Source organism: Microbacterium sp. (assembly GCF_036566905.1).
GTDB lineage: Bacteria > Actinomycetota > Actinomycetes > Actinomycetales > Microbacteriaceae > Microbacterium.
Genome location: NZ_DATCVK010000178.1, coordinates 41595 through 64855, shown reverse-complemented (window position 1 = coordinate 64855; position 23261 = coordinate 41595). Strand labels below are relative to the sequence as shown.

General features: G+C 70.9%; 22 protein-coding genes. 5 read left to right on the top strand and 17 right to left on the bottom strand.

Annotated features, from left to right (window positions below; translation table 11 throughout):
• From hisH to VIP82_RS14670, 4 genes are all read right to left on the bottom strand, one after another.
• Nucleotides 1-672 (bottom strand): imidazole glycerol phosphate synthase subunit HisH, encoded by a 672-nt coding sequence (gene hisH, locus VIP82_RS14685; RefSeq protein ID WP_331909876.1) that lies wholly within the window; start codon nt 670-672, stop codon nt 1-3.
• Nucleotides 669-1277 (bottom strand): imidazoleglycerol-phosphate dehydratase HisB, encoded by a 609-nt coding sequence (gene hisB / locus VIP82_RS14680; RefSeq protein WP_331909874.1) that lies wholly within the window; start codon nt 1275-1277, stop codon nt 669-671. The genes hisH and hisB overlap by 4 nt, the downstream gene beginning before the upstream one ends.
• Nucleotides 1274-2368, bottom strand: coding sequence for a histidinol-phosphate transaminase (locus VIP82_RS14675; protein WP_331909872.1), 1095 nt, complete (start codon nt 2366-2368; stop codon nt 1274-1276). Before VIP82_RS14675 ends, hisB begins: the two co-directional genes overlap by 4 nt.
• 70 nt (nt 2369-2438) lie before the next feature.
• Entirely contained in the window at nt 2439-2903 is a 465-nt protein-coding gene (locus VIP82_RS14670) for a LysM peptidoglycan-binding domain-containing protein (protein WP_414684683.1), read from the bottom strand.
• Between the two features lie 263 nt (nt 2904-3166).
• Between VIP82_RS14670 and lexA the strand changes: the two genes are divergently transcribed.
• Nucleotides 3167-3847 (top strand): transcriptional repressor LexA, encoded by a 681-nt coding sequence (gene lexA, locus VIP82_RS14665; protein ID WP_331909870.1) that lies wholly within the window; start codon nt 3167-3169, stop codon nt 3845-3847.
• 105 nt (nt 3848-3952) lie between these two features.
• Complete coding sequence (locus tag VIP82_RS14660) at nt 3953-5482, top strand: hypothetical protein (RefSeq protein WP_331909868.1); 1530 nt, start codon at nt 3953-3955, stop codon at nt 5480-5482.
• Here VIP82_RS14660 and metE read toward each other — a convergent pair.
• On the bottom strand, nt 5479-7809 hold the full coding sequence (gene metE, locus VIP82_RS14655) for a 5-methyltetrahydropteroyltriglutamate--homocysteine S-methyltransferase (RefSeq protein WP_331909866.1): 2331 nt from the start codon (nt 7807-7809) through the stop codon (nt 5479-5481). The genes VIP82_RS14660 and metE overlap by 4 nt on opposite strands.
• Nucleotides 7810-7903: 94 nt before the next feature.
• Nucleotides 7904-8866, bottom strand: a complete 963-nt coding sequence (locus VIP82_RS14650) for a methylenetetrahydrofolate reductase (protein WP_331909864.1) — start codon at nt 8864-8866, stop codon at nt 7904-7906.
• A 246-nt stretch (nt 8867-9112) separates the two neighbouring features.
• Between VIP82_RS14650 and VIP82_RS14645 the strand changes: the two genes are divergently transcribed.
• On the top strand, nt 9113-11104 hold the full coding sequence (locus VIP82_RS14645; RefSeq protein ID WP_331909862.1) for a S9 family peptidase: 1992 nt from the start codon (nt 9113-9115) through the stop codon (nt 11102-11104).
• A 52-nt stretch (nt 11105-11156) separates the two neighbouring features.
• Here VIP82_RS14645 and hflX read toward each other — a convergent pair whose 3' ends face one another.
• The gene (gene hflX, locus VIP82_RS14640; RefSeq protein ID WP_331909860.1) at nt 11157-12674 is read right to left on the bottom strand and encodes a GTPase HflX; all 1518 of its coding nucleotides are present in this window, start codon (nt 12672-12674) and stop codon (nt 11157-11159) included.
• A gap of 104 nt (nt 12675-12778) precedes the next feature.
• Here hflX and VIP82_RS14635 point away from each other — a divergent pair, with 104 nt between their 5' ends.
• Nucleotides 12779-13426: a class I SAM-dependent methyltransferase gene (locus VIP82_RS14635; protein WP_331909858.1), complete on the top strand. Its 648-nt coding sequence runs from the start codon at nt 12779-12781 to the stop codon at nt 13424-13426.
• Nucleotides 13427-13432: 6 nt separating this feature from the next.
• On the opposite strand, the gene dapF is transcribed toward VIP82_RS14635, so the two are convergent.
• Nucleotides 13433-14305 (bottom strand): diaminopimelate epimerase, encoded by an 873-nt coding sequence (gene dapF / locus VIP82_RS14630; protein WP_331909856.1) that lies wholly within the window; start codon nt 14303-14305, stop codon nt 13433-13435.
• Between the two features lie 130 nt (nt 14306-14435).
• Here dapF and qcrB point away from each other — a divergent pair, with 130 nt between their 5' ends.
• Nucleotides 14436-16091 (top strand): cytochrome bc1 complex cytochrome b subunit, encoded by a 1656-nt coding sequence (gene qcrB, locus VIP82_RS14625; RefSeq protein WP_331909854.1) that lies wholly within the window; start codon nt 14436-14438, stop codon nt 16089-16091.
• Here qcrB and VIP82_RS14620 read toward each other — a convergent pair.
• The 9 genes from VIP82_RS14620 to pgsA all read right to left on the bottom strand — a co-directional run bounded on the left by VIP82_RS14620 (nt 16078) and on the right by pgsA (nt 23214).
• Complete coding sequence (locus VIP82_RS14620) at nt 16078-16500, bottom strand: GNAT family acetyltransferase (RefSeq protein WP_331909852.1); 423 nt, start codon at nt 16498-16500, stop codon at nt 16078-16080. The two genes, qcrB and VIP82_RS14620, sit on opposite strands and share 14 nt — an antisense overlap.
• Nucleotides 16497-17447: a tRNA (adenosine(37)-N6)-dimethylallyltransferase MiaA gene (miaA, locus tag VIP82_RS14615; protein WP_331909850.1), complete on the bottom strand. Its 951-nt coding sequence runs from the start codon at nt 17445-17447 to the stop codon at nt 16497-16499. The genes VIP82_RS14620 and miaA overlap by 4 nt, the downstream gene beginning before the upstream one ends.
• Nucleotides 17448-17454: 7 nt before the next feature.
• A complete protein-coding gene (gene miaB / locus VIP82_RS14610) occupies nt 17455-19005 on the bottom strand; it encodes a tRNA (N6-isopentenyl adenosine(37)-C2)-methylthiotransferase MiaB (protein WP_331909848.1) in 1551 nt (516 codons plus the stop codon).
• Nucleotides 19006-19111: 106 nt separating this feature from the next.
• Nucleotides 19112-19969 (bottom strand): regulatory protein RecX, encoded by an 858-nt coding sequence (locus VIP82_RS14605; RefSeq protein WP_331909846.1) that lies wholly within the window; start codon nt 19967-19969, stop codon nt 19112-19114.
• Nucleotides 19969-21024, bottom strand: coding sequence for a recombinase RecA (gene recA, locus VIP82_RS14600; protein WP_308869792.1), 1056 nt, complete (start codon nt 21022-21024; stop codon nt 19969-19971). Before recA ends, VIP82_RS14605 begins: the two co-directional genes overlap by 1 nt.
• A 352-nt stretch (nt 21025-21376) precedes the next feature.
• A complete protein-coding gene (locus VIP82_RS14595) occupies nt 21377-21601 on the bottom strand; it encodes a DUF3046 domain-containing protein (RefSeq protein WP_331909844.1) in 225 nt (74 codons plus the stop codon).
• A 45-nt stretch (nt 21602-21646) separates the two neighbouring features.
• Complete coding sequence (locus tag VIP82_RS14590; RefSeq protein WP_308869790.1) at nt 21647-21955, bottom strand: helix-turn-helix domain-containing protein; 309 nt, start codon at nt 21953-21955, stop codon at nt 21647-21649.
• A 168-nt stretch (nt 21956-22123) separates the two neighbouring features.
• Nucleotides 22124-22645: a CinA family protein gene (locus VIP82_RS14585; RefSeq protein WP_414684682.1), complete on the bottom strand. Its 522-nt coding sequence runs from the start codon at nt 22643-22645 to the stop codon at nt 22124-22126.
• Nucleotides 22642-23214, bottom strand: a complete 573-nt coding sequence (gene pgsA / locus VIP82_RS14580) for a CDP-diacylglycerol--glycerol-3-phosphate 3-phosphatidyltransferase (protein ID WP_331909842.1) — start codon at nt 23212-23214, stop codon at nt 22642-22644. The genes VIP82_RS14585 and pgsA overlap by 4 nt, the downstream gene beginning before the upstream one ends.
• Between the last annotated feature and the right edge of the window lie 47 nt (nt 23215-23261).

Sequence of the window (23261 nt, the reverse complement as noted above, 5' to 3'; positions counted from 1 at the left end):
TCAGAGGGTAGCCCTGCGGAGCCCGTCGATCCAATTCGCCAGCAGACGGATGCCGGCCTCCCCCGACTTCTCGGGGTGGAACTGGGTGGCCGACAACGGACCGTTCTCGACCGCTGCGAGGAACGGTGCGCCGTAGTCGCACCATGTCAGGACCGGCTGCGGGAAGGGCGGCTGGACGTCGAGCAGCCATTTCTGGGCGCCGAACGAATGCACGAAGTAGAACCGCTCGTGCTCGATGCCGCGGAAGAGGCGCGTGCCCTCGCCCGGCTCGACGGTGTTCCAGCCCATGTGCGGCAGGACGGGTGCATCGAGCTCGGTCACGACACCCGGCCATTCGCCGAGCCCTTCGGTGTCGACGCCACGCTCGACGCCGCGCTCGAAGAAGATCTGCATGCCGACGCAGACTCCGAGCACCGGGCGTCCGCCAGCGAGGCGGCGTTCGATGAGCTCATCCCCGCGGCTGGCTCGGAGGGCCTCTGCCACGGCACGGAACGCGCCGACACCCGGCACGAAGAGGCCGTCGGCGTCGCGGATCAGGCCACGATCGGACGTCAGTCGCGCATCCGCGCCCGCCGCGACCAGCGCCTTGACGGCAGAGTGCACATTGCCCGACCCGTAATCGAGGACGGCGACGAGGGGCCGCTCGCCGCTGGAGGGCGTGCTCTCGCTCACAGGGCGCCCTTCGTACTCGGGATGCCGTCGACCAGCGGGTCGAGTGCCTTCGCCTGGCGCAAAGCGCGCGCGAAGGCCTTGTACTCGGCCTCGGCGATGTGGTGCGGGTCGCGGCCCGACAGCACCCGCACGTGGACCGTGAGCGCGGCGTTGTACGCGATGGCCTCGAACGTGTGGCGCACGAGGGAGCCTGTGAAGTGACCGCCGATGAGGTGGTGCTCGAAGCCCGCTGGCTCGCCGGTGTGCACGAGGTAGGGGCGGCCGCTGATGTCGACGACGGCCTGTGCGAGCGCCTCGTCGAGGGGCACGAGGGCGTCGCCGTACCGCGAGATGCCGGACTTGTCGCCGAGGGCCTCGCGGATCGCCTGGCCCAGCACGATCGCGATGTCCTCCACGGTGTGGTGGGCGTCGATCTCGGTGTCGCCCGAGGCGCGCACCGTCAGATCGGTGAGCGAGTGCTTGGCGAACGCCGTGAGCAGGTGGTCGAAGAACGGCACCGTCGTGTCGATGCGGCTGCGGCCGGTGCCGTCGAGATCGAGCTCGAGCTCGACGGTCGACTCGCTCGTCGCCCGTCGCAGCGAGGCGGTTCGTGGTGCGGCGCTCATGCCGCCGATCCTACCGAGGCGAGGGCGTCCAGGAACGCGGTGGTCTCTTCCGCCGTGCCCGCCGTGACGCGCAGGTGTGCGGGGATGCCGACGTCGCGGATGAGCACCCCTTCGTCGTAGAGCGCGCGCCACGTGGCGTCGGGGTCGGCCACTCCCCCGAACAGCACGAAGTTCGTCCACGACTCGTGCGGCGTGTAGCCGAGCGCCTCGACCGTCGCCGAGATGCGGTCGCGCTGCGCCACGATCTCGTCGACCATGCCCAGCATCGTGGGCGCGTGCCGCAGCGCTGCGGTCGCCGCCGCCTGCGTGAGCGCGCTGAGGTGATACGGCAGCCGCACCAGCCGCAGCGCGTCGATGAGCGCCGGGTCGGCCGCCATGTAGCCGACGCGCGCGCCCGCGAAGGCGAACGCCTTGCTCATCGTGCGCGACACCACGAGCCGCTCGCGACCGGGAAGCAGGGTCAGGGCGGACCGCTCGTCGTGCGGCGCGAACTCGAAGTAGGCCTCGTCGACGATGACCACGCCGTTCGTGGCCTCGTACACGGCCTCCACCACGTCGAGTCCGAGCGGGGTGCCGGTGGGGTTGTTCGGCGAGCACAGGAACACCACGTCGGGCGAGGCATCCGACACCTGCGCCGCCGCATCGTCCGCCGCGACCGAATAGTCGGCCGCACGGGTGCCCGAGATCCACTCGGCTCCGGTCCCGCGGGTGAGCAGCGGATACATCGAGTAGGTGGGTGCGAAGCCGAACGCCGTGCGGCCCGGTCCGGCGAACGCCTGCAGGATGTGCTGCAGCACCTCGTTCGAGCCGTTGGCCGCCCAGATCTCGTCGCGGGTGAGACCGTGGCCGAGATAGTCGGCGAAGCCCTCGCGCAGAGCCGTGAACTCGCGGTCGGGATACCGGTTCACATCGCTGAGCGCCCGCGCGATCGAGTCCAGGATGTCGTCGGCCACCTCCGGCGGAACGGGATGCGTGTTCTCGTTGACGTTGAGGGCTACCGGAAGCGGCGCCTGCGGGGCGCCGTACGGCTTCTGCCCGCGGAGATCGGCGCGTAAAGGAAGGTCTTCGAGACGTGCACTCACCTCTCCCATGGTAGGCGCGTGCGTCGCCGGTCGATCGCCGCGTGACGTCGGGAGACAGTCGACCGCCCGGAGCGACGGCTCAGCGATCGCTGCCGTACGCCACCGGGATCGCGATGCTCTGGCCGGCTTGCACGACCACGCTGTCGAGAGCGTTCAGCCGCACGATCTCATCGACGACGTCGCGCGGGTCGCGCTCGGGGGCGATGTCTTCCGCGATGCTCCACAGCGAGTCGCCGACGGCCACGGTCACGGTGGTGAACGAACCCGCAGGCGCACCGGCGTCGCGGGACGCGAGAGCCGCGCCGCCACCGATCACGGCGGCACTCAGCGCGAGCACGGCGGGAAGAGCGGCGAGGACGGCGAGAACCCTCCGACCGCGGATCGTGAGCCGCAGACGCGTCGACGGACCGGCGGCTGATCCCGCGGCAGTCTGCGACGACGCGCTCGCGGCGAACTGCCGTGCCGTCCCCTGCACGCGCTGCGCCGCGACACGCGCGGCGCGCGTCGGCGACGGGACGGATGTCGTGAAGTCGATCGCGGTCATGCTGGGCTCCTCCTGATGGGGAGAGATTCGCATTCTCCACTCGGCCGGGAGTGGGGAATGCGAACCTCTCTTCCGAAGCTATCTTCGAGTCTGTAGGATGTCAATACCGGATCCGGACGGCGATCTCTCGAACGCGACACGCGGCCAGGTTGTTCCCCACAAGCCCGCGATCCGGATACGGTTTCGATACGAGAACCCCACCACGGGCCTCCGACATTCGAAGAAACAGCGCTCCACCGCCGAGCGCAGGACGGAGCCGGAAGATGAGCGACGCGGCCGGGCGAGAGAAGCCCCAGACTCGTCGGCGCAAGAGCCTCAGCGACAAGCAGCTGGCGATCCTCGAGGTGATCCAGCGGTCGATCGCTCGGCACGGCTACCCGCCGAGCATGCGCGAGATCGGCGACGCCGTGGGTCTGAAGTCGCTCTCCAGCGTCACCCACCAGCTCAACCAGCTCGAACTGAGCGGCTACCTGCGCCGCGACGCGGGCAAGACGCGCGCGATGGAGGTGCTGATCGACCTGCCGGGCACCGCGACCGAGAGCCCCGCCGACACCTCGCCGTCGGTGGGTGACGCTGCGCTGGTCCCCCTCGTCGGCCGCATCGCCGCCGGCGTGCCCATCACGGCCGAGCAGCAGGTGGAGGAGATCTTCCCGCTTCCCCGCCAGCTCGTCGGCAAGGGCGACCTGTTCATGCTGAAGGTCTCGGGCGAGTCGATGATCGACGCGGCCATCTGCGACGGCGACTGGGTCGTCGTGCGTTCGCAGGCGACCGCAGACAACGGCGAGATCGTCGCCGCGATGCTCGACGGCGAGGCGACGGTCAAGACGTTCCGCCAGCGCGACGGCCACACGTGGCTGCTCCCCCGCAACTCCGCATTCGAGCCGATCCTGGGCGACGAGGCCACGGTGCTCGGCAAGGTCGTGGCGGTGCTGCGCGCCGTCTGAACCTCGCGCCGATGGTGCTCGGTGTCCCAGACGGGACAGCCGGAGTTCGGCGCCGTGCCGTGAGGTGGGTGGCGGTGCGTCACCGGCAGGCGCTATAAGGGGGGAATGACCGACCTCACCGCTGCAGACGAGGCCGCCGCGCTGCGCGCGCGCCTCGACGCCCTCGAAGCCGAGAACGCCCGTCTGCGCGCCGAGACGCCGCCGCCCCCGCCGGCGTCCACGCAGAGGGCCTCCGGCAACCGCTGGCGGGCGTTCCTGTCGGCACTGTGCATCGTCGTGGCGACGATCCTCGTGCCGGTCTCCATCGTCGCCGCCTGGGCGCGCGTCGAACTCGTCGACGAGACCCGGTTCGTCGAGACGTTCGCACCGCTCGCCGACGACCCGCAGGTGCAGGCGATGGTCGCCGACCAGGTGACGGTCGCCATCGAGGACTCCCTCGACCTCGAAGGCCTCACGAACGATCTGTTCGACGGCATCCAGCAGCTCGACCTGCCGCCGCGCGCCCTCGCCGCGCTCGACCTGCTCCGCGCGCCCGCCGCCCAGGGACTCCAGAACCTCGTCGACACCACGGTCACCCGGCTGGTGGAGTCCGACGCCTTCGCCGACGTGTGGGACACGGCACTGCGCGCGAGCCACAGATCGCTCGAGGCGGTCGCCGCCGGCGGCACGTCCTCCGGCGCGGTGGTGATCGGCGAGAACGGCGAGGTCGGCATCCAGCTCGCCCCGATCATCGAAGAGGTCAAGAAGCGGCTCGTGGACCGCGGGATCGGGTTCGCCGAGTCGATCCCCGTCATCGACAAGACCATCGTCGTCGCGCAGAGCGACGCGCTCACCGTCGTGGGGACCGTCTACAACCTCGCGGTCGCCGCAGGCTGGTGGACGCCGATCATCGCCCTGGTGCTCTTCCTCGCCGGCATCCTCATCGCGCGGCGCCGGTCCACCGCCGTGCTGGGCACCGGCGTCGGCATCGCGCTCGGTGCCGGCGTGCTGGCCGTGGGCCTCGGCATCGGCGGGTCGATCCTCGCCCTCAGCGCTCCGAACCTCGGTGTTCCGGCGGGCGCCCTGGCATCGATGTACGAGCAGATCACCGCCGCGATGCGCGACACCGCGGTGGTCCTCACCCTGCTCGGTATCGTGATCGCCGTCATCGCGTGGATGTCGGGCCGCTGGCGCGGCGCGCGCGCCGCGCGCGGGGGCGTCGCATCCGTCAACGCCGGCGTGCGGGGCGCCCTGCTCAAGCGCGGCGTGGACACGGGGCGCTTCGGCGCGTGGCTCTACGCGCAGCGCATCCTCGTGCGGATCGTGCTCGGCGGCCTGGCCATCGTGTGGCTGATGCTCCTGCGTCCGCTCTCGGTCGGCGAGGTGTTCCTCGTGCTCGTCGTGTGGCTCGTCGTCTGGTGGGTGTTCGAGCTGCTGCAGCGACGCCCCGAAGAGGCCGCGGCCGCCGCCCTGCTCGCGGAGGAAGCCGCAGCGGCGGCAGCCGTCGCCGAGTCCGCGCCTGCTGTCGACACCGAGGCCGACACCGTCGTGATCATCGACGGCGACCCGGCCGACCCCGACGCCGACACGCTCGTGATCGAGACGGATGCCGCGACGAACGCGGCCGCGGCACCCGAATCGAAGAAGGGCCGCTAGGCCGGAACGGTCGCCCGCACCGCCTGCGTCGCCGCCACGAGGTTCTTCAGCGACGCCACGGTCTCGTCGTACCCACGGGTCTTCAGGCCGCAGTCCGGGTTGACCCAGACGCGGCGCAACGGCAGCTCGGCGACCGTGCGGTCGAGAAGCTCCGTGATCTCGTCCACCGACGGGACGCGCGGCGAGTGGATGTCGTAGACGCCCGGTCCGATGCCGGCGGCGAAGCCGGACGTCGCGATGTCTCCGATGACCTCGCCGCGGCTGCGCGCGGCCTCGATCGAGGTCACGTCGGCATCCAACGCCGCGATCGCGTCGATCACGACGTCGAACTCCGAGTAGCAGAGGTGCGTGTGCACCTGCGTGGCCGGCGCGGCGCCGGCGGTCGCGAGGCGGAACGAGCCGACCGACCACTCCAGGTAGGCGGGCTGGTCGGCGCGCTTGAGCGGCAGCAGTTCACGCAGCGCCGGCTCGTCGACCTGGATGACGCGGATGCCCGCGCCCTCGAGATCGGCGATCTCGTCGCGCAGGGCGAGCGCCACCTGGTTCGCCGTCTCCCCCAGCGGCTGGTCGTCGCGGACGAACGACCACGCCAGGATCGTCACCGGACCGGTCAGCATCCCCTTCATGGGCTTGTCCGTGAGCGACTGCGCGAAAGCCGACCACGCGACCGTGATCGCCTCGGGACGCGCGACGTCGCCCCACAGGATCGACGGCCGGGTCGCACGCGAGCCGTAGGACTGCACCCAGCCGTTCTCGGTGACCGCGAAGCCCTCGAGGTTCTCGGCGAAGTACTGCACCATGTCGTTGCGCTCGGCCTCGCCGTGCACGAGCACATCGAGCCCGATGTCCTCCTGCAGCGTCACCACCTGCGCGATCTCATCGCGCAGGAAGCTCTCGTACTCGTCGGCGCTGAGCTCACCGCGGCCGTACCGCGCACGCGCGCGCCGGATGTCGCCGGTCTGGGGGAACGATCCGATCGTGGTCGTCGGCAGGACCGGGAGCGCGAGCTCGACCTCCTGCGCGGCGACGCGGTCGTCGTAGTCGCCGCGGGCGAAGTCGTCCGCACCGAGCGCCGACGCCCGCTCCCGCACCGCTCCGTCGCGCACGCCGGGCGCACTGCGCCGATCCGCGAGGGCAGCGGATGCCTCGGCCAGCGCGTCCGCGATGGCCGGACGGCCGCCGACCAGTCCGCGCGCGAGGGTCCCCACCTGCGCGACCTTCTGGTCGGCGAACGCCAGCCACGACGCCAGACGCGGGTCGAGGGTCGCCTCGTCCACCACGTCGTGCGGCACATGCTGCAGCGAGGTCGAGGTGCCCGCGCTGACGGCGGCGGAGCCCAGAGCCCCAAGCGCCTCGAGCTTCGCCCACGCTGCCTCCAGATCACCTCGCCACACGTTGCGCCCGTCGACAGCACCTCCCACGAGGGTCTTGCCCGCAAGCCCGCCGACCGGGGCGGGGACGGCGCCCCGCGTGAGGTCGACGGCGATGGCCTCGATGGGCGCCGCCCCGAGCGTCGTCCACGCCTCGTCGGACAGCTGCGCATAGCCGGCGGCGACGAGGATCGCGGGCCGGTCGGCCGCCCCTCCGAGCACCGCGTAGGCGCGAGCAGCGGCGTCCGCCAGCGCAGCCGGACTCGCCGACAGGCTCTCGCTCACCAGGGCAGGCTCGTCCAGCTGCACCCACTCGGCGCCGGCGGCCCGAAGGCTCGCGAGCAGCTCGACGTAGACCGGCAGCAGGTCTTCGAGCCGCACGAGCGGATCGAACCCGGAAGGAGCGGCATCGGTCCCCTTGGCGAGGGCGAGGAGCGTGACCGGGCCGACGACCACGGGCCGCACGGTGAAGCCGTCGGCCTTCGCCTCGGCGACCTGTCGCACGAACCGGTCGCTCGAGAGCGCGAAGGTCGTCTCGGGGCCGATCTCGGGGACGAGGTAGTGGTAGTTCGTGTCGAACCACTTGGTCATCTCGAGGGGCGCAGCCTCGCCCGCACCGCGCGCGGCGGTGAAGTACGCGTCGAGCCCGATGGACCCGTCCGCACCGCGGAGCGCCGCGAACCGATCAGGCAGCACGCCGACGGTGACCGCCGCGTCGTGCACCTGGTCGTAGAACGAGAAGGACTCCGGGATCGATGAGTCGTCACGGCCGAGGCCGAGCGAGGCGAGGCGCTCGCGCGTCGCGCGGCGCAGTCCGGCCGCCGTCTGCTCGAGTGCCTCGGCGTCGGCCTTGCCGGACCAGTACGCCTCGACCGCGCGCTTCAGCTCGCGGCGGCGCCCGATCCGGGGATATCCCAGGATCGTGCCGTGGGGGAAGGTGATACGGGGTTCGGTCATCGTGCTCTCTCTTTCGCTTCGTTCATCTCGGATTGGGGGTCTGCGGGGTCGCCGAAGAGACCGTCGGGGCATCCGACGGATCGCGGCGTCCGGGTCAGTGGACGGCGTCGGGCATTCGCGTCGCCGAGGCGAGCACGCCGGCCTCGCGGAGCACCGCGAGGACCGTGTCGTGGTTGTTGAAGGCGTACAGGTGGATGCCGGGCGCGCCGCCGTCGACGACCTCGCTGGCCAAACGGGCGGCGTGCGCGATGCCGATGTCGCGCTGCCCTTCGACGGTGGGCTCGACGTCGAGCGCGATCGCCAGGTCGGCGGGGAGCGCCTCTCCGGTGAGTTCGAGCACGCGACGCAGCCGGGAGCCCGAGGTGATCGGCATGATGCCGGGGAGGATCGGGATCGTGACGCCGGCCTCGCGGGAACGCGCCACGAACGCGAGGTAGTCGTCGGCGTGGAAGAACAGCTGGGTGATCGCGAGCGTGGCGCCTGCCGCCTGCTTGGCGAGGAGCGCATCGATGTCCTCGAACGCGTGTCGAGAGCGGGGGTGGCCGTTCGGAAACGCCGCGACGGCGATGTCGACCCGGGCCCGCTTCTCGACGCGCACGGCTCCGGGCACCCCCGGGATCAGCGCCTCGGTGTACGGCTCGCGCTCGGCCTGCACCCGGTCGATCAGCTGCACGAGCTCGGCGGCGCTTGCGAGGTCGCCCAGGAAGGCGTCGTCCTCGGTTGCGCCGGCCGGCGGGTCGCCGCGCAGGGCGAGGAAGCTCGTGATGCCGGCATCCAGGAATTCCCGGATCAGCGTGTTGGCGCCCGCGTAGGTGTTTCCCACGCACGTCAGATGCGCCAGGGGCTCGACATGCGTCTCGCGGAGGATGTGGGTCAGCAGCTCGAGGGAGCGGCCGCCGGTGGAGCCGCCCGCGCCGTAGGTCACCGAGATGAACCGGGGGTCGACGGACGCCAGATGGCGGATGGTCTCGTGGAGGGCGGCGACGCCGGCATCGGATCGGGGCGGGTACACCTCGAACGAGATCGGCACGGGAGGAGTGCTCAGGTCGATGGACATGGGCCTGCTTCTCAGGGATCGGACTCGGGCTCAGCCGAACGGGAAGACCCGGGCGGCCGCGGCACCTCGCCTCCGCCGTACGGCGGAAGGGGTGTCATCGCGGGCGGGTGCCGGGCTCGGCTGTCGCTCCTACCCGGAACCCCCAGGTTCGGGGGGCGTCCTCACGGACGACCGGGCGTCGATGCGTCCACGGTAGCGGAGCAGTCCCGCGCCCGGCCTCCTGTGACCTTCTGTTTCGATCGCGCGATGCGCATCGTTGGTCGTACCGTGGTCTGCGTGACGACACCCGACGTTCTCCCGTACGGCAGCTGGCCCTCTCCGATCGCCGCAGCGGAGGTGTCGGCCGCATCTCCCCGTCTCGAGGGCGCCCGCTTCGTCGGCGACCCCAGCGGGCAGCCCGAGGTCTGGTGGGGCGAGTCCGTCGCCGGGGAGGGCGGCCGTTCCGCCGTGCGCCGGCGGTCGGCATCCGGAGCCGTCGTCGACGTGCTCCCGGCGCCGTGGAGCGCGCGTTCGCGCGTGCACGAGTACGGCGGCGGATCGTGGACCGCCGACGACGACGGCGTGCTGTACTTCGTGGAGAAGGCCGACCAGCGCATCTGGCGACTCGCCCCCGGCGAGGAGCCGGGCCCGCTCACCCCCGATGCCGGCGACGTCCGGTACGGCGGATTGACGCTGCAACACGGTCGGCTGCTGGCCGTGCGCGAGGACCACACGGCGGGTGCCGCCCCGGTGCGCGACATCGTCGGCGTCCCCGTCGACGGCTCCGCGGTGCGGCACCCTGCACGTCTCGCGTCGCTCGCCCGCGGCAGCGACTTCGTCGCCCATCCCGCGCTGTCGCCCGACGGCACGCATCTGGCGTGGATCGCCTGGAACCACCCGAACATGGCCTGGGACCGCGCCGAGCTGCGCGTCGGGCGACTCGACGGCGGCGAGGTCGTGGAGTGGACGACCGTGGCGGGCGGCGAGGCATCCCCCGGCGAGGCGCACTCGCCGCTGCAGCCGGTGTGGATCGGCGACGACGACCTGCTCTACGCCGACGATCCGACCGGCAGGTGGAACCTGTGGCGCCTTCGGCTCACGGCCGACCTTCACCACGAGCAGGTCGCGCCGGCGGACGCCGACACCGGCGGCCCGCTGTGGGTGCTCGGCACCCGCTGGTTCGCGGCCCTGGCCGACGGCCGCGTCATCGCGGTGCGGACGGACGGGGCCGACGCGCTCGTGCTGATCGACGCCCACGGAACGGAGCGCGTGCTGCCGCTCGACGCCGTCACGCGACTCTCGATCGAGGACACCCGCGGCGGACGTGTTCTCGTGTCCGGCGCCGGCTCCGGCGGTGCCGGGCTCTGGGAACTGGACGTCGACGGCCCCGGAGCGGGACGGCTGATCATCGGGGGCGCCTCACCCTGGGGCGAGGAATGGATGCCGCAGCCCCGCGCCGTCACCGAGCCCGGACCGCATGGACCCGTGCACGCGTTCGACTACCCGCCGACCAACCCGGGCGTCGTCGGGCCGGACGACGAGAAGCCGCCGTATGTGGTCTTCGTCCACGGCGGGCCGACCGACCACGTCGGCGGCGCGGCATCCGGCAAGATCGCCTACCTGACGAGCCGCGGCATCGGCGTGCTCGACGTCAACTACGGCGGCTCGAGCGGCTACGGACGCGCCTACCGGGAGCGCCTGCTCGGACAGTGGGGCGTCGTCGACGTCGACGACGTGGTCGCTGCTGCGCGCGGCCTCGCCGCGTCGGGGGATGCCGACGGGAGTCGTCTCGCGATCGCAGGAGGCTCCGCCGGCGGGTGGACGGTGCTGTGCGCGCTCGCGAACTCGGACGCCTTCGCCGCCGGCATCAGCCGCTACGGCGTCGCAGACCTGCGCCGCCTCGCCGAAGACACCCACGATTTCGAGGCGCGCTATCTCGACGGTATGGTCGGCCCGCTCCCCCAGGCCGAGAAGCTCTACGTCGAGCGGTCGCCGCTGACGCACCTCGACCGGATGCGGACGCCGCTGCTGATCGAGCAGGGGCTCGAGGACCGGGTCGTCCCGCCCTCGCAGTCGGAGACCGTGCGCGATGCCCTTGCCGCGAACGGCGTCCCGCACGCCTACCTGGCCTTCGAGGGCGAAGGGCACGGGTTCCGCAGCGCCGACACGCTGGTGCGCACCCTGGAGGCCGAGCTGTCGTTCCTCGGCCAGGTGCTCGGCTTCGAGACGCCCGACGTGCCGCGGCTCGATCTCGCCTGAACACGCGTGTGTCGTCCCGCTCCTGCGCACGGCAGGAGCGGGACGACGCGCGTCAGACCTCGAACGGCGCGAGACGCGCGGCGAGATGCTCGCCGACGCGGGCGTGGACGGCCGTACCGCCCTCCTCGTGCTCCTGCGACAGGATCATGCCCTGCTCGTGGATGGCCGACACCAGGTCGCCGCGGTCGTACGGCACGAGCGCGCGCACCTCGACCGCGGGAAGCGGCAGGGCCTCCTCGATCGCGGTCCGCAGCTCGTCGATGCCCTCGCCGGTGCGCGACGACGCGAAGATCGCCTTCGGCTCGAGACCGCGCAGCAGCAGGCGGGTGTCGCCGTCGACGAGATCGGCCTTGTTGAACACGATCAGCTCGGGGATGTCTCGCGCCCCGACGTCGCCGATCACGTCGCGTACCGTCGCGAGCTGCGCGGCGGGATCCGGGTGCGACCCGTCGACCACGTGCACGATGACGTCGGCGTCGCCGACCTCCTCGAGGGTCGAGCGGAACGCCTCCACCAGCTGGTGCGGCAGGTTGCGCACGAACCCGACGGTGTCGGTGAGCGTATAGACGCGGCCGTCACTCGTCTCGCTGCGCCGGACGGTGGCGTCCAGCGTCGCGAACAGGGCGTTCTCGACCAGCACTCCCGCACTCGTCAGTCGGTTCAGCAGCGACGACTTGCCGGCGTTCGTATAGCCGGCGATCGCGACCGAGGGGATCGTGTTCCGCTTGCGCTCGGCGCGCTTCGCGTCGCGCGCCGGGGCGAACTCGCGGATCTGCCGGCGCAGCATGGCCATGCGCGTCCGGATGCGACGACGGTCGAGCTCGATCTTCGTCTCACCGGGTCCGCGCGAGCCCATGCCCGCGCCGCCCGCGCCCACCTGGCCACCGGCCTGACGGCTCATCGAGTCACCCCAGCCGCGCAGGCGAGGAAGCAGATACTCGAGCTGTGCGAGCTCGACCTGAGCCTTGCCCTCGCGGCTCTTGGCGTGCTGGCTGAAGATGTCGAGGATCACCGTGGTGCGATCGATCACTTTGACCTTCACCACGTCCTCGAGCGCGCGCCGCTGGCTCGGTGCGAGTTCGGTGTCGGCGATCACGGTGTCCGCGCCGACGGCGGCCACGATGTCGCGCAGCTCCTCCGCCTTGCCGCGTCCCACGTAGGTCGCGGGGTCCGGGTGCGGGCGCCGCTGCAGCACGCCGTCGAGCACGACGGCGCCGGCGGTCTCGGCGAGCGCCGACAGCTCGCGCAGCGAGTTCTCGGCATCCTCCGTCTCGCCCTGCGCGTGCACGCCGACCAGCACGACGTTCTCGAGTCGCAGCTGGCGGTACTCGACCTCGGTGACGTCCTCGAGCTCGGTGGACAGCCCCGGAACGCGGCGCAGCGCGGCACGCTCCTCGCGGTCCCACTGCTCGCCGTCGGTGTCTGCGCGCCCGATCGTGGTCTCGTCCTGGAGCGCCTGGGCGGCTCCGAAGACGTGCACCCCCGAGCGCGCTTCGGCGCGCGCCAGCACGCGATCCACCGGGTCGACCGGTGTCTCGTCCGTGCTTTGGGGTGTCGTCGTATCCGTCATGTGTTCCTTTCGGGATGCCTTTTCCGACGTTCATCGGCCGGTTCGCGGCATCCGTGAATTCTACGCTCCCCTCCCAGCGAGCACCTCCGCTAGGCTCGTCAGCCATGGGGAGCGACCACTATTTCAGTGCGACGCCCGCCAGCCCCGAGAATCTGCGCCGCATCCGCGTCTCGCTTGCCGGACGCGATCTCGAGGTCACCACTGCCGGGGGTGTCTTCAGCCCCGACCATGTGGACTCGGGAACCGCGGTGCTGCTGTCGAACACTCCCCCGCCACCGGCTGGAGGGAACTTCCTCGACCTCGGCTGCGGGTGGGGACCGATCGCGCTCAGCCTCGCACTCGACGCCCCGCACGCGACCGTGTGGGCCGTCGACGTGAACGAACGAGCTCTGGACCTCGTGCGCCGCAATGCGGCGGATCTCGGGCTCACGAACGTCAACGCCGCACTGCCCGACGATGTTCCCGACGACGTCGTGTTCCGCACCATCCGCTCGAATCCACCCATCCGCGTCGGCAAGAACGAACTGCACGGTCTGCTGGAGCGGTGGATCCCCCGTCTCGACGAGCGCGCGGACGCCTGGCTGGTTGTCCAGCGCAATCTCGGGTCGGACTCGCTGCAGCGATGGCTCGCGTCCACGCTCGATCGTCGCTTCAGTGTGTACCGCGCCGCGACGGCGCGCGGATTCCGGGTGCTCAAGGTGCGGCGCCATGGCTCGCCCCAGAGCGAGCCGATCGTGCTGCCCGAGCTCTGAGGGCCGCTACGCCAGCGTGACGTCGCCGGTGTAGACCAGGGTCGCCGGTCCCGACAGCAGGACGTGCCGCTCGCCGTCGAGCTCCGGCATCCGCACGCCCAGAGTGCCGCCGGGAACGTCCACGACCCAGTGGTCGGGCGCGGCCGGACCCGCCCAGTGGCGCACTGCCAGCGCCGCCGCCGCGACGCCCGTGCCGCAGCTCAGCGTCTCGCCGACTCCGCGCTCGAACACGCGCATGCGGATCGCCCCGACGCCGTCGCGCACGAGCGGGTCGCTGGGCACGACGAACTCGACGTTCGCGCCGTGCGCGGGCTCCGGATGCAGCTGCGGCTGCGCCGCGAGGTCGAGGCCCTCCAGCTCCGCGTCGTCGGGGAGCGCCACGACCACATGCGGGTTGCCGACGTCGATCCCGATGCCGGGACGCGGCGCACCTCCGCCGCGAGTGCGGACCAGCACGCCCGACTCGTCGACCGCGAACCGGCCGAGGTCGACCTCGAAGCCGCGATCGCTGCGGGTGACGGTCTTGACGCCGGCCCTGGTGCCGATGGCGAGGGGTGCCGCGTCGACATCGGCCCAGCCGACATCCGCGAGGTAGCGCACGAACACCCGGATGCCGTTGCCGCACATCTCGGCCTTCGAGCCGTCGGCGTTGCGATAGTCCATGAACCATTCGGCTCCGGAGGCGGCCGCGTCGGCTCCCTCGGCGATCGCGCTCGCCCGGACCACCCGCAGGATGCCGTCGCCGCCGATGCCGAAGCGCCGGTCGCACAGCACGGCGACCTGGTCGTCGGTGAGATCCAGCGCGCCGTCGGGGTCGGGGACGATCACGAAGTCGTTGCCGGTGCCGTGGCCCTTGGTGAACGCGATCGTCTGCGGCATCGTCACAGTCTACGGTCGCCGGCGCTCGCTCCTCCGCGGCGGCGGCTGCTGTCGCTGTCGCTGTCGCTGTCGCTGTCACATCACGGCGCACCGCGGTGTCTTGTGGGTAGGACCATCAGGAGGAGACAGCATGCGCGGCATCGCGATCGAGACCGACCGGGCTCGCGGCGAGGACGGGCGCCGCCGATCGGTGACGGACCGCGTCGCCCAGCGCCTCGGGAGCATCACCGTGTTCGGCCACCGCATCGACGACGCCTGGGCGGACCTCCGACGTCGCCGCGCGCCCACCCACTGGACCAGCCTGTTCGGCGTCGTCACCGTGGCATCCCTCGTCGTCGTGACGGTGACGGGCGTCCTGCTCATGTTCTTGTACACGCCGTCGAGCGAGAGCACGGTGTACGCCGGGTCGTACGCCCCGCTCCATGGCGCCACGGTGTCGAAGGCGTTCGCCTCCACGATGCAGATCACGTTCGACGTTCCCGGCGGCGTGATCCTGCGACAGGCGCATCACTGGTCAGCGCTGATCCTGCCCGCGGCGATCACCGTGCAGCTGGTGACGACCTACTTCACCGGCGCCTTCCGACGGCCACGCCGTGCCATGTGGGTGCTGCTGCTCCTGGCCCTGATCGCCGCCCTGGCGAGCGGATGGAGCGGCTACGCGCTGCCCGACGACATGCTCTCAGGCACAGGGCTGCGCATCGTCGAGGGCATCCTCCTCGGCATCCCGGTCATCGGCACCTGGTTCGCGTCCGCGCTCTTCGGTGGGCCGTTTCCGGGTGGGATCATCGAGAACCTGTATCCACTCCACATCGTGGTCTTCCCCGGGGCGCTCCTCGTGCTCGTCGCACTGCGCGCCGCCGCGGCGTGGCGGCACGGCCCGCTGCAGTTCCCCGGTCGCGGCCGTACGTCCGAGAACGTGGTGGGGGTGGCTCTCGTCCCGACAGCGGCCACCCGGGCGGGCGGGCTGTTCCTCGTCGTGATCGGACTGCTGCTGCTGATCTCGGCGACCGTCACGGTGAGCCCGATCTGGCTCTACGGCCCCGCCGACCCCGGCAACGCCGGTGCGGGAAGCCAGCCGGACTGGTACACCGGGTTCCTCGACGGCGCCTTGCGCCTGGTGCCGCCGGGCTGGGAGATCGTGTGGCTCGGCCGCACGTGGACGATGGCGATCCTGGCACCTCTCGCCGTCGTCGGCCTTTTCTTCGCGATCGTCGCCGTATACCCGTTCCTCGAGGAGTGGGTCACGGGCGACCGTCGGGACCAGCATCTCCTCGATCGGCCGCGCCTCGCGCCGACGCGCACCGGCCTCGGCGTCGCCGGACTCGTGTTCGTGGGGGTCCTGTGGGCGGCGGGCGGTGCCGACATCATCGCCACCGCATTCTCGGTGAGCATCGAGCACGTGATCATCACGCTGCAGGTGGCACTCGTCGTGGGGCCGTTCGTGGCGTTCACGATCGCGCGCCGCATCTGCTTCGGCCTGCAGCGGAGAGACGCAGACCTGCTCCGGCACGGCTACGAGACCGGGCGGATCGTCCGCCTTCCGGGCGGCGAGTACGTCGAGATCCACCAGCCGCTCGATGAGACCGAGCGGGCTCGCCTCGGGATGCCGGACGAGACGACGGGAGGAGCTCTCGACCCGATCGAAGGCGAGGCCGATGCGCTCAGGCATCGGCTGCGCCTGGGGATGCGCAGGTACTACCAGGGGGGCCGCATCGACACCGAGCCCGCCGAGCACGGGCCGCGCGACGGCACCCCGGCGCTCGCCCCGCCTCTCAGTCGGCGATGAGACGCTTTCCGGTGGCCCAGGTCTCGAACGTCTCGTAGCCGAGCGCGCCGTAGAAGCCGTGCGCCGAGTTGTTCTCGGGCCGGACCATCAGCTGCACCTTGGGGCAGCCGAGCTCCAGCAGCCGCTCCTCGGCGACCTCGACGAGGCGGCGTCCGATGCCCTCGCCTCGACGGGCGGGATCGCTCGCGAGGTAGTACAGCCACCCGCGGTGCCCGTCGTAGCCCGCCATGACGGACCCGACGATCGCGCCGGCGCCGACGGCGACGAGGAACAGCTCCGGCTGGACCGAGAGCTTGCGGTTGATGTCCTGGTAGGGGTTGTTCCATGGCCGGGTGAGGCCCGTGGCCTGCCACAGCGACACCACAGCCTCGGTGTCGGCCAGTTCGAAGGGCCGGATCGCGATGCTCATGCCGACGAGTCTGCCAGGACAGCGGCATCCGCTCCGGATTCCACCCAGCGCAGCGCGTCGAAGCGGCGGAACCATGAGACCTGCCGGCGGGCGTACCGGCGGGTCAGGGCCTGGGTCTCGGCGATCGCGTCGGCTTCGGTCATGTCGCCCGTCAGCTGTGCGAGCGCCTGCGCGTAGCCGATCGCGCGGCGCGCGGTGACACCGCGCTCGAGTCCCCTGTCACGCAGCGCCCGGACCTCATCGAGGATCCCGCCGCGCCACATCGCCTCGACGCGGGCGTCGAGGCGGGCGACCAGCTCGTCGCGGGGCACCGCGACGCCGACGATACGAGTCGCCGCGTGCCACAGCACCGGCTCTTCAGGCAGGGCCGCACCGTGCGTGCGCTCCCCGAGCTCGAGCACTTCGAGCGCGCGCACGATGCGGCGCCCGTTGCGGGGATCGACCCTGGCCGCCGTGGCAGGGTCGATCGCGCGCAGGCGGGCGTAGAGGGCACCGGGGCCTTGATCGTCCAGCTCCTGCTCCAGACGCGCGCGCAGCTGCTCGTCGCGGGGCGGGAAGCGGAAATCGAAGAGAACGCTCGACACGTACAGCCCCGAGCCGCCGACGAGGATCGCATCGGCGCCACGGCGATGGATCTCGCGGATCGCGGTGCGCGCAGCATCCTGGTACCAGGCGACGGCCGCATCGTCGGTGACGTCGAGCACGTCGAAGAGGTGGTGCGGGATGCCGCGTCGCTCGGCCTCGGGGAGCTTGGCCGTGCCGATGTCCATGCCGCGGTAGAGCTGCATTGCATCGGCGTTGACGACCTCCGCCGCTCGGTCGCGCGCGGCGAGGGCCTCGGCGAGATCGAGCGACAGCGCGGTCTTGCCGGTCCCCGTCGCGCCGACCACCGCCCACAGACGCGGCTGCGAGGCCGCAGCGTGGTCTGCGGAGGGGCCGTTGCTCACGGTCGGGTCAGACGCCGATGCGGAGCGTCGGCAGTCCGAGAGACACTGCGCGCGGAGCGCCAGACTCCCCTGCCGGCGTCGGCACGGCGCAGGATTCGGCCTGCGAACGGTCCCACGCGTCGCCGGAGCGGGTGCGGCGGATGCGCAGCGGGGTTCCGTCCGGTGCGTCGGCGAGCAGGTGGAACGGCGCGGCGTGCGTGACGACGACCGAGACGACGTCGCCGGGGCGCGGGATGTCGGAGCCCGCGGGCACCTCGAAGTGCACGAGGCGGTTGTCTTCGGCGCGACCGGTGAGCCGGTGCGTCTCGGCATCCTTTTTGCCCTCGCCCATCGAGACCAGCACCTGCACCTCGCGACCGAGCTGCTTCTGGTTCTCTTCGAGCGAGATGCGCTCCTGCAGGGCGATCAGCCGCTCGTAGCGCTCCTGCACGACCTCCTTCGGCACCTGATCCGGCATCGTGGCCGCCGGCGTGCCTTCGCGGATCGAGTACTGGAACGTGAACGCGCTCGCGAACCGCGCCTGTTCGACCACCCGCATCGTGTCTTCGAAGTCCTCATCGGTCTCGCCGGGGAAGCCGACGATGATGTCGGTCGAGATCGCCGCGTCCGGCATCTTGGCGCGCACACGGTCGAGGATGCCGAGGAACCGCTCGCTGCGATACGACCGGCGCATCGCCTTGAGGATGCGGTCGCTGCCGGACTGCAGCGGCATGTGCAGCTGCGGCATGACGGCGGCGGTCTCGGCCATCGCGTCGATGACGTCGTCGGTGAAGGCCGCCGGGTGCGGACTCGTGAACCGGATGCGCTCGAGACCATCGATCTCACCCGCGGCGCGCAGCAGCTTGCCGAACGCCTGGCGGTCGCCGAACTCGACGCCGTACGAGTTGACGTTCTGGCCCAGGAGGGTGACCTCCATGGCACCGTCGTCGACGAGAAGGCGGATCTCGTTCAGGATGTCGCCGGGGCGACGGTCCTTCTCCTTGCCGCGCAGGCTGGGCACGATGCAGAACGTGCAGGTGTTGTTGCAGCCCACCGAGATCGACACCCACCCGCTGTAGATGCTGTCGCGCTTGGTGGGCAGGGTCGACGGGAAGATCTCGAGCGACTCGAGGATCTCGAGCTCGGCCTCGCCGTTGTGGCGCGCCCGCTCGAGCAGGCTCGGGAGCGACCCCATGTTGTGCGTGCCGAAGACGACATCGACCCACGGCGCCTTCTGCTGGACGACGTCCTTGTCCATCTGGGCCAGGCATCCGCCGACGGCGATCTGCATGCCGTCGTGCTTGTCCTTGCGCGACTTGAGGTGGCCGAGCGTGCCGTAGAGCTTGCCCGCGGCATTGTCGCGCACGGCGCACGTGTTGATGACGACGACGTCGGCGTCTTCGCCGGCCTCTGCGCGGACGTAGCCGGCGCTCTCGAGCGAACCGGAGAGGCGCTCGGAGTCGTGCACGTTCATCTGGCAGCCGAAGGTGCGCACCTCGTAGGTGCGGGCACGGCCATCGACATCGTTCGCGGCCGGGGACGGCGCGATGAGAGTCGGGGAAGCGGAAGGCGAAGACATGATTCCGCCATTCTACGAGCCGTGCGCAGGCACGGAGTCTGTGGACGGATGCCACGCCATCCGCATCAGCGAGCGGTGGCAGCGCCGGGCAGGTGACTGGGCGGGCTCAGCTCTCTTCGAACCTCACGCGGCCGGAGGGACGCGTCGCCTCTTCCAGAGCCGTACGCGCGGCGTTCAACGCCAGGGAGCCGCCGTACCCGCGCCGTGCGAGCTGGCCCGCCAGACGACGCAGTGCGACATCGCGTTCGAGCCCGCGCAGCGAGCCGGCTTTCGTCCGCGCGAACTCGAGCGCGCGCTCGGCGTCGTCATCAGGGAGCTCCGCGAGCGCCGCGTCCGCCACGTCGCGCGGCACGCCTCGTTTGGCGAGGCTCTGAGCGATGACCTGGCGTCCCTGTCCCTTGCGGTCGACTCCGGCATGCACGACCTGCTCGGCCAGGCGTGCGTCGTCGAGGTAGCCGCGGTCGACGAAGGCGTCGAGGATCGCACCCACGGCTTCGCCGTCGAGATCGTATTGGCCGAGGTACGTCTTCGCCTCGGACACCGACAGCTGCCTCCCGCGAAGCTTCTTCACGAGGCCACGCTCGGCAGTCGCCGCCGGGTCGGCGTCGCCATCCACCGCCTCACGGGACCTGCTGCTTCCACGCGAGCGTGTCCTGTCCGCACGCTCCGCGGCCAGGTCGATGGGCGGCACGTCGTCCGACGGCGGCGGCGGCGGCGCATTCCAGAGCTCGGATCGCTTCTGGTCGTCCTGCGAAATCGGATCGCTCCCCGTCGCAGCTGCCGGCCCGGGGAAGGGCGAGTCGTCGACGGTGGTGTGAAGGCGACGCTCGAGTGCCTGCTGCACCTCAGCCGCGGTCGTCGGGAACGCACGTGCTCCCCCGCCGCCGAAGAGCGGGGTCACGGGGGCGAGTCCGTCGTCGGTCCGGACGTCGGACTCGTCCCCGCTGTCGACGAATCGGACCATCAGGCCGGGCGGCGCGCTGCGAGCTCGTCCTCGACCGAGCCCTCGACGGCACCCTTGGGGACACCGATGCCGAGCTTCGTCTTGATCTTCGACTCGATCTCGGCCGCGACGTCTTCGTTCTTGATGAGGAAGTTGCGCGCGTTCTCCTTGCCCTGACCGAGCTGCTCGCCCTCGTAGGTGTACCAGGCGCCCGACTTCTTGACGATGCCGTGCTCCACACCGAAGTCGATGAGGCTGCCCTCGCGCGAGATGCCGACGCCGTACAGGATGTCGAACTCGGCCTGCTTGAACGGCGGCGCCATCTTGTTCTTGACCACCTTGACGCGTGTGCGGTTTCCGACCGCCTCTGTGCCGTCCTTCAGGGTCTCGATGCGACGGATATCGAGACGCACCGATGCGTAGAACTTCAGCGCCTTGCCGCCCGCGGTGGTCTCGGGCGAGCCGAAGAACACGCCGATCTTCTCGCGCAGCTGGTTGATGAAGATCATCGTGGTGTTGGTCTGGTTGAGACCACCAGTGAGCTTGCGGAGCGCCTGCGACATGAGGCGCGCCTGCAGACCCACGTGCGAGTCGCCCATCTCGCCCTCGATCTCGGCCTTGGGCACGAGCGCCGCGACCGAGTCGATCACGATGAGGTCGATGGCGCCGGAACGCACCAGCATGTCGGCGATCTCGAGCGCCTGCTCACCGGTGTCGGGCTGCGACACGAGCAGCGCGTCGATGTCGACGCCGAGCTTCTGCGCGTAGTCGGGGTCGAGGGCGTGCTCGGCGTCGATGAACGCCGCGATGCCGCCGGCGCGCTGCGCATTTGCGATCGCGTGCAGGGTGAGCGTCGTCTTACCCGACGACTCCGGGCCGTAGATCTCGATGATGCGGCCACGCGGGAGTCCGCCGATGCCGAGGGCGACATCGAGGGCGATCGAGCCGGTGGGCACGACCTCGACAGGAGCGCGCTCGTCGCTGCCGAGGCGCATCACCGAACCCTTCCCGAACTGCCGGTCGATCTGGGCGAGGGCCGATTCCAGGGCCTTCTCGCGGTCAACGGGTGATGGCATGACGTGCTCCTCTATGCTCGCGTTCCGTCGCCTGTAGGCTGTCGCGCTCCGGCCCGGTGGGACGGATGCTGCGACAAGGCGTGAGGTGTCGTTCGACGCTGTTCACGTTAGGGAGGGGCTCCGACATCCGTCTTCGCTCCTTACCGGTCCGTGGACAACAAGCTCTCGACACCTGCTGTGCAGGAGCCTACGCCGTTCTCGAACACTTATTCGATGACACGCCGTGTTCGACGGGCGATGACACGCCGCAGGCCGCCGTCAGAAGACGTCGCGAAGCGGGCGTCAGAAGACGTCGCGAAGCGTGCGTCCGAAGACGGCGCGGAGCGGCCGCCCGAAGACGGCGCAGAGCGGGTCAGCGGCGACGCGGTTCGAGCCGGCCGACGCCGTAGCGGCGTTCGGCGGGAACGTCGAGCTCGTCGCACAGCGCAAGCCAGACTTCGCGCGGGTCGACGCCCGCCGGGATCGCCTGCGCCGCGGTGCGCCCGCCGACCCTCGACAGGAAGAGATCGTTCACGACGGCGCTGGCACGCGCGCCGAATTCGTCCGCGACCGCGCGGTCGAACTCACTGCGGCGCATGGCGATCGTCGGTTCCTGAGGTCGGTTGCAGGTGAGGGAGCCGGATCAGCGCAGCGAGAGCTCGGCGTCGACCGAGGCGACCAGGTCGTCGGGGACCACGTCGGGGAACGTCTGGATGCCCTCGAGCACCGAGATGCGATCGCCGACTTCGCGCATGATCGTCGAGATGGGGACGTCCAAAGCCTCGGCCACCGAGGCGAGGATCTCGCTCGAGGCCTCCTTCTGGCCGCGCTCGACCTCGCTCAGATAGCCCAGCGCGACACTCGCGCGACTGGCGACCTGGCGGAGGGTGCGCCCCTTCTGCTGGCGGAAATCACGAAGCACTTCACCGATTTCTTGACGTACCAGGATCATCAGGGCCCCTCCTCACTTCTGATTCCACCGTCTTCCGGGTGCCCAACAGTACAGCACCGGATGATGCCAATCTAATCCCGACAACTGGGCAATGGGTGGGAATCACCGAATGTAACCGAGACGAAACACCGTCTGTTCCCGAAGCCGGAACGACGGATCCCGGATGCCTCAGACAACGGTGAGCGCGAGTTCCAGCACGCCGTGCACGGCCTGCGTGCGGATCGCGTCGCGCGATCCGGACAGCGAAAGGGTCGAGACGACGACCGTCTCGGGCGTCGCGACGGCGACGTGGACGGTGCCGACCGGCTTGCCGTCCTGCGGATCGGGACCGGCGACGCCGGTCGTCGCGAGGCCGACGTCGGCGCGCAGCGCGCGTCGCACCCCCTCCGCCATCTGTGCGGCCACCTCGGGATCCACGGGGCCGCGCTCGGCCAGCAGCGCAGCATCGACGCCGAGCTGACTCGCCTTGACTTCCGTGGCGTACGCGACGATCCCTCCTCGCACGTGCGCGGAGGCGCCGGGCACGTCGACGAGCGTCGCCGTCACGCGTCCGCCGGTCAGCGACTCGGCGGCCGCGATCGACCAGCCGCGGACGCTCAGCCGCCCCAGCACCGCAACGGCGTCAGGGCTGGGCTGCGGCCCCTCGCGCCCTTGGGCACTCGCTGCCCGGCCTGCGGGGGCGTCTGTCACGCACTCCTCCGCTTCGCGCGCGCGGCGCGCAGCTCGGTGACGATGTAGTCGATGCCGCTGGCGATCGTGAGGATCACCGCGATCGTCATGAGCACGCCGTTGACCCAGAAGATCCAGTCGCCGACGAGCGTCCACAGCGGAAGGAGCGCGAGCGACAGGGCGACGCTCTGCGCCAGGGTCTTGAGCTTGCCCATCCAGGCCGCCGCGAGCACGTGGTCGCTCACGACCATGAGGCGGTACACCGTGATGCCGATCTCGCGGATCAGGACGACGATCGTGATCCACCACGGCAGCTCGCCGAGGATCGACAGGCCGATGAACGCGAAACCCGTGAGCACCTTGTCGGCGATCGGGTCGAGGAGCTTGCCGAGATCGGTCACGATGTCGTGCTTGCGCGCGAGGTAGCCGTCGATCCCGTCGGTCGCGATCGCCACGATGAACAGCGCAGCGGCCCACCAGCGCAGCGCCCCGTCCGCTCCCCCGTCGGCCAGGAGCATCCACAGGAAGACCGGCGCGCAGAGTATGCGCACGATCGTGATCGCGTTGGGCAGCTGCCGGGGGATCGCCATGGCCCGAGCCTATCGGCGCACACCGCGCGGGCGAGCCCGCCCGAGCG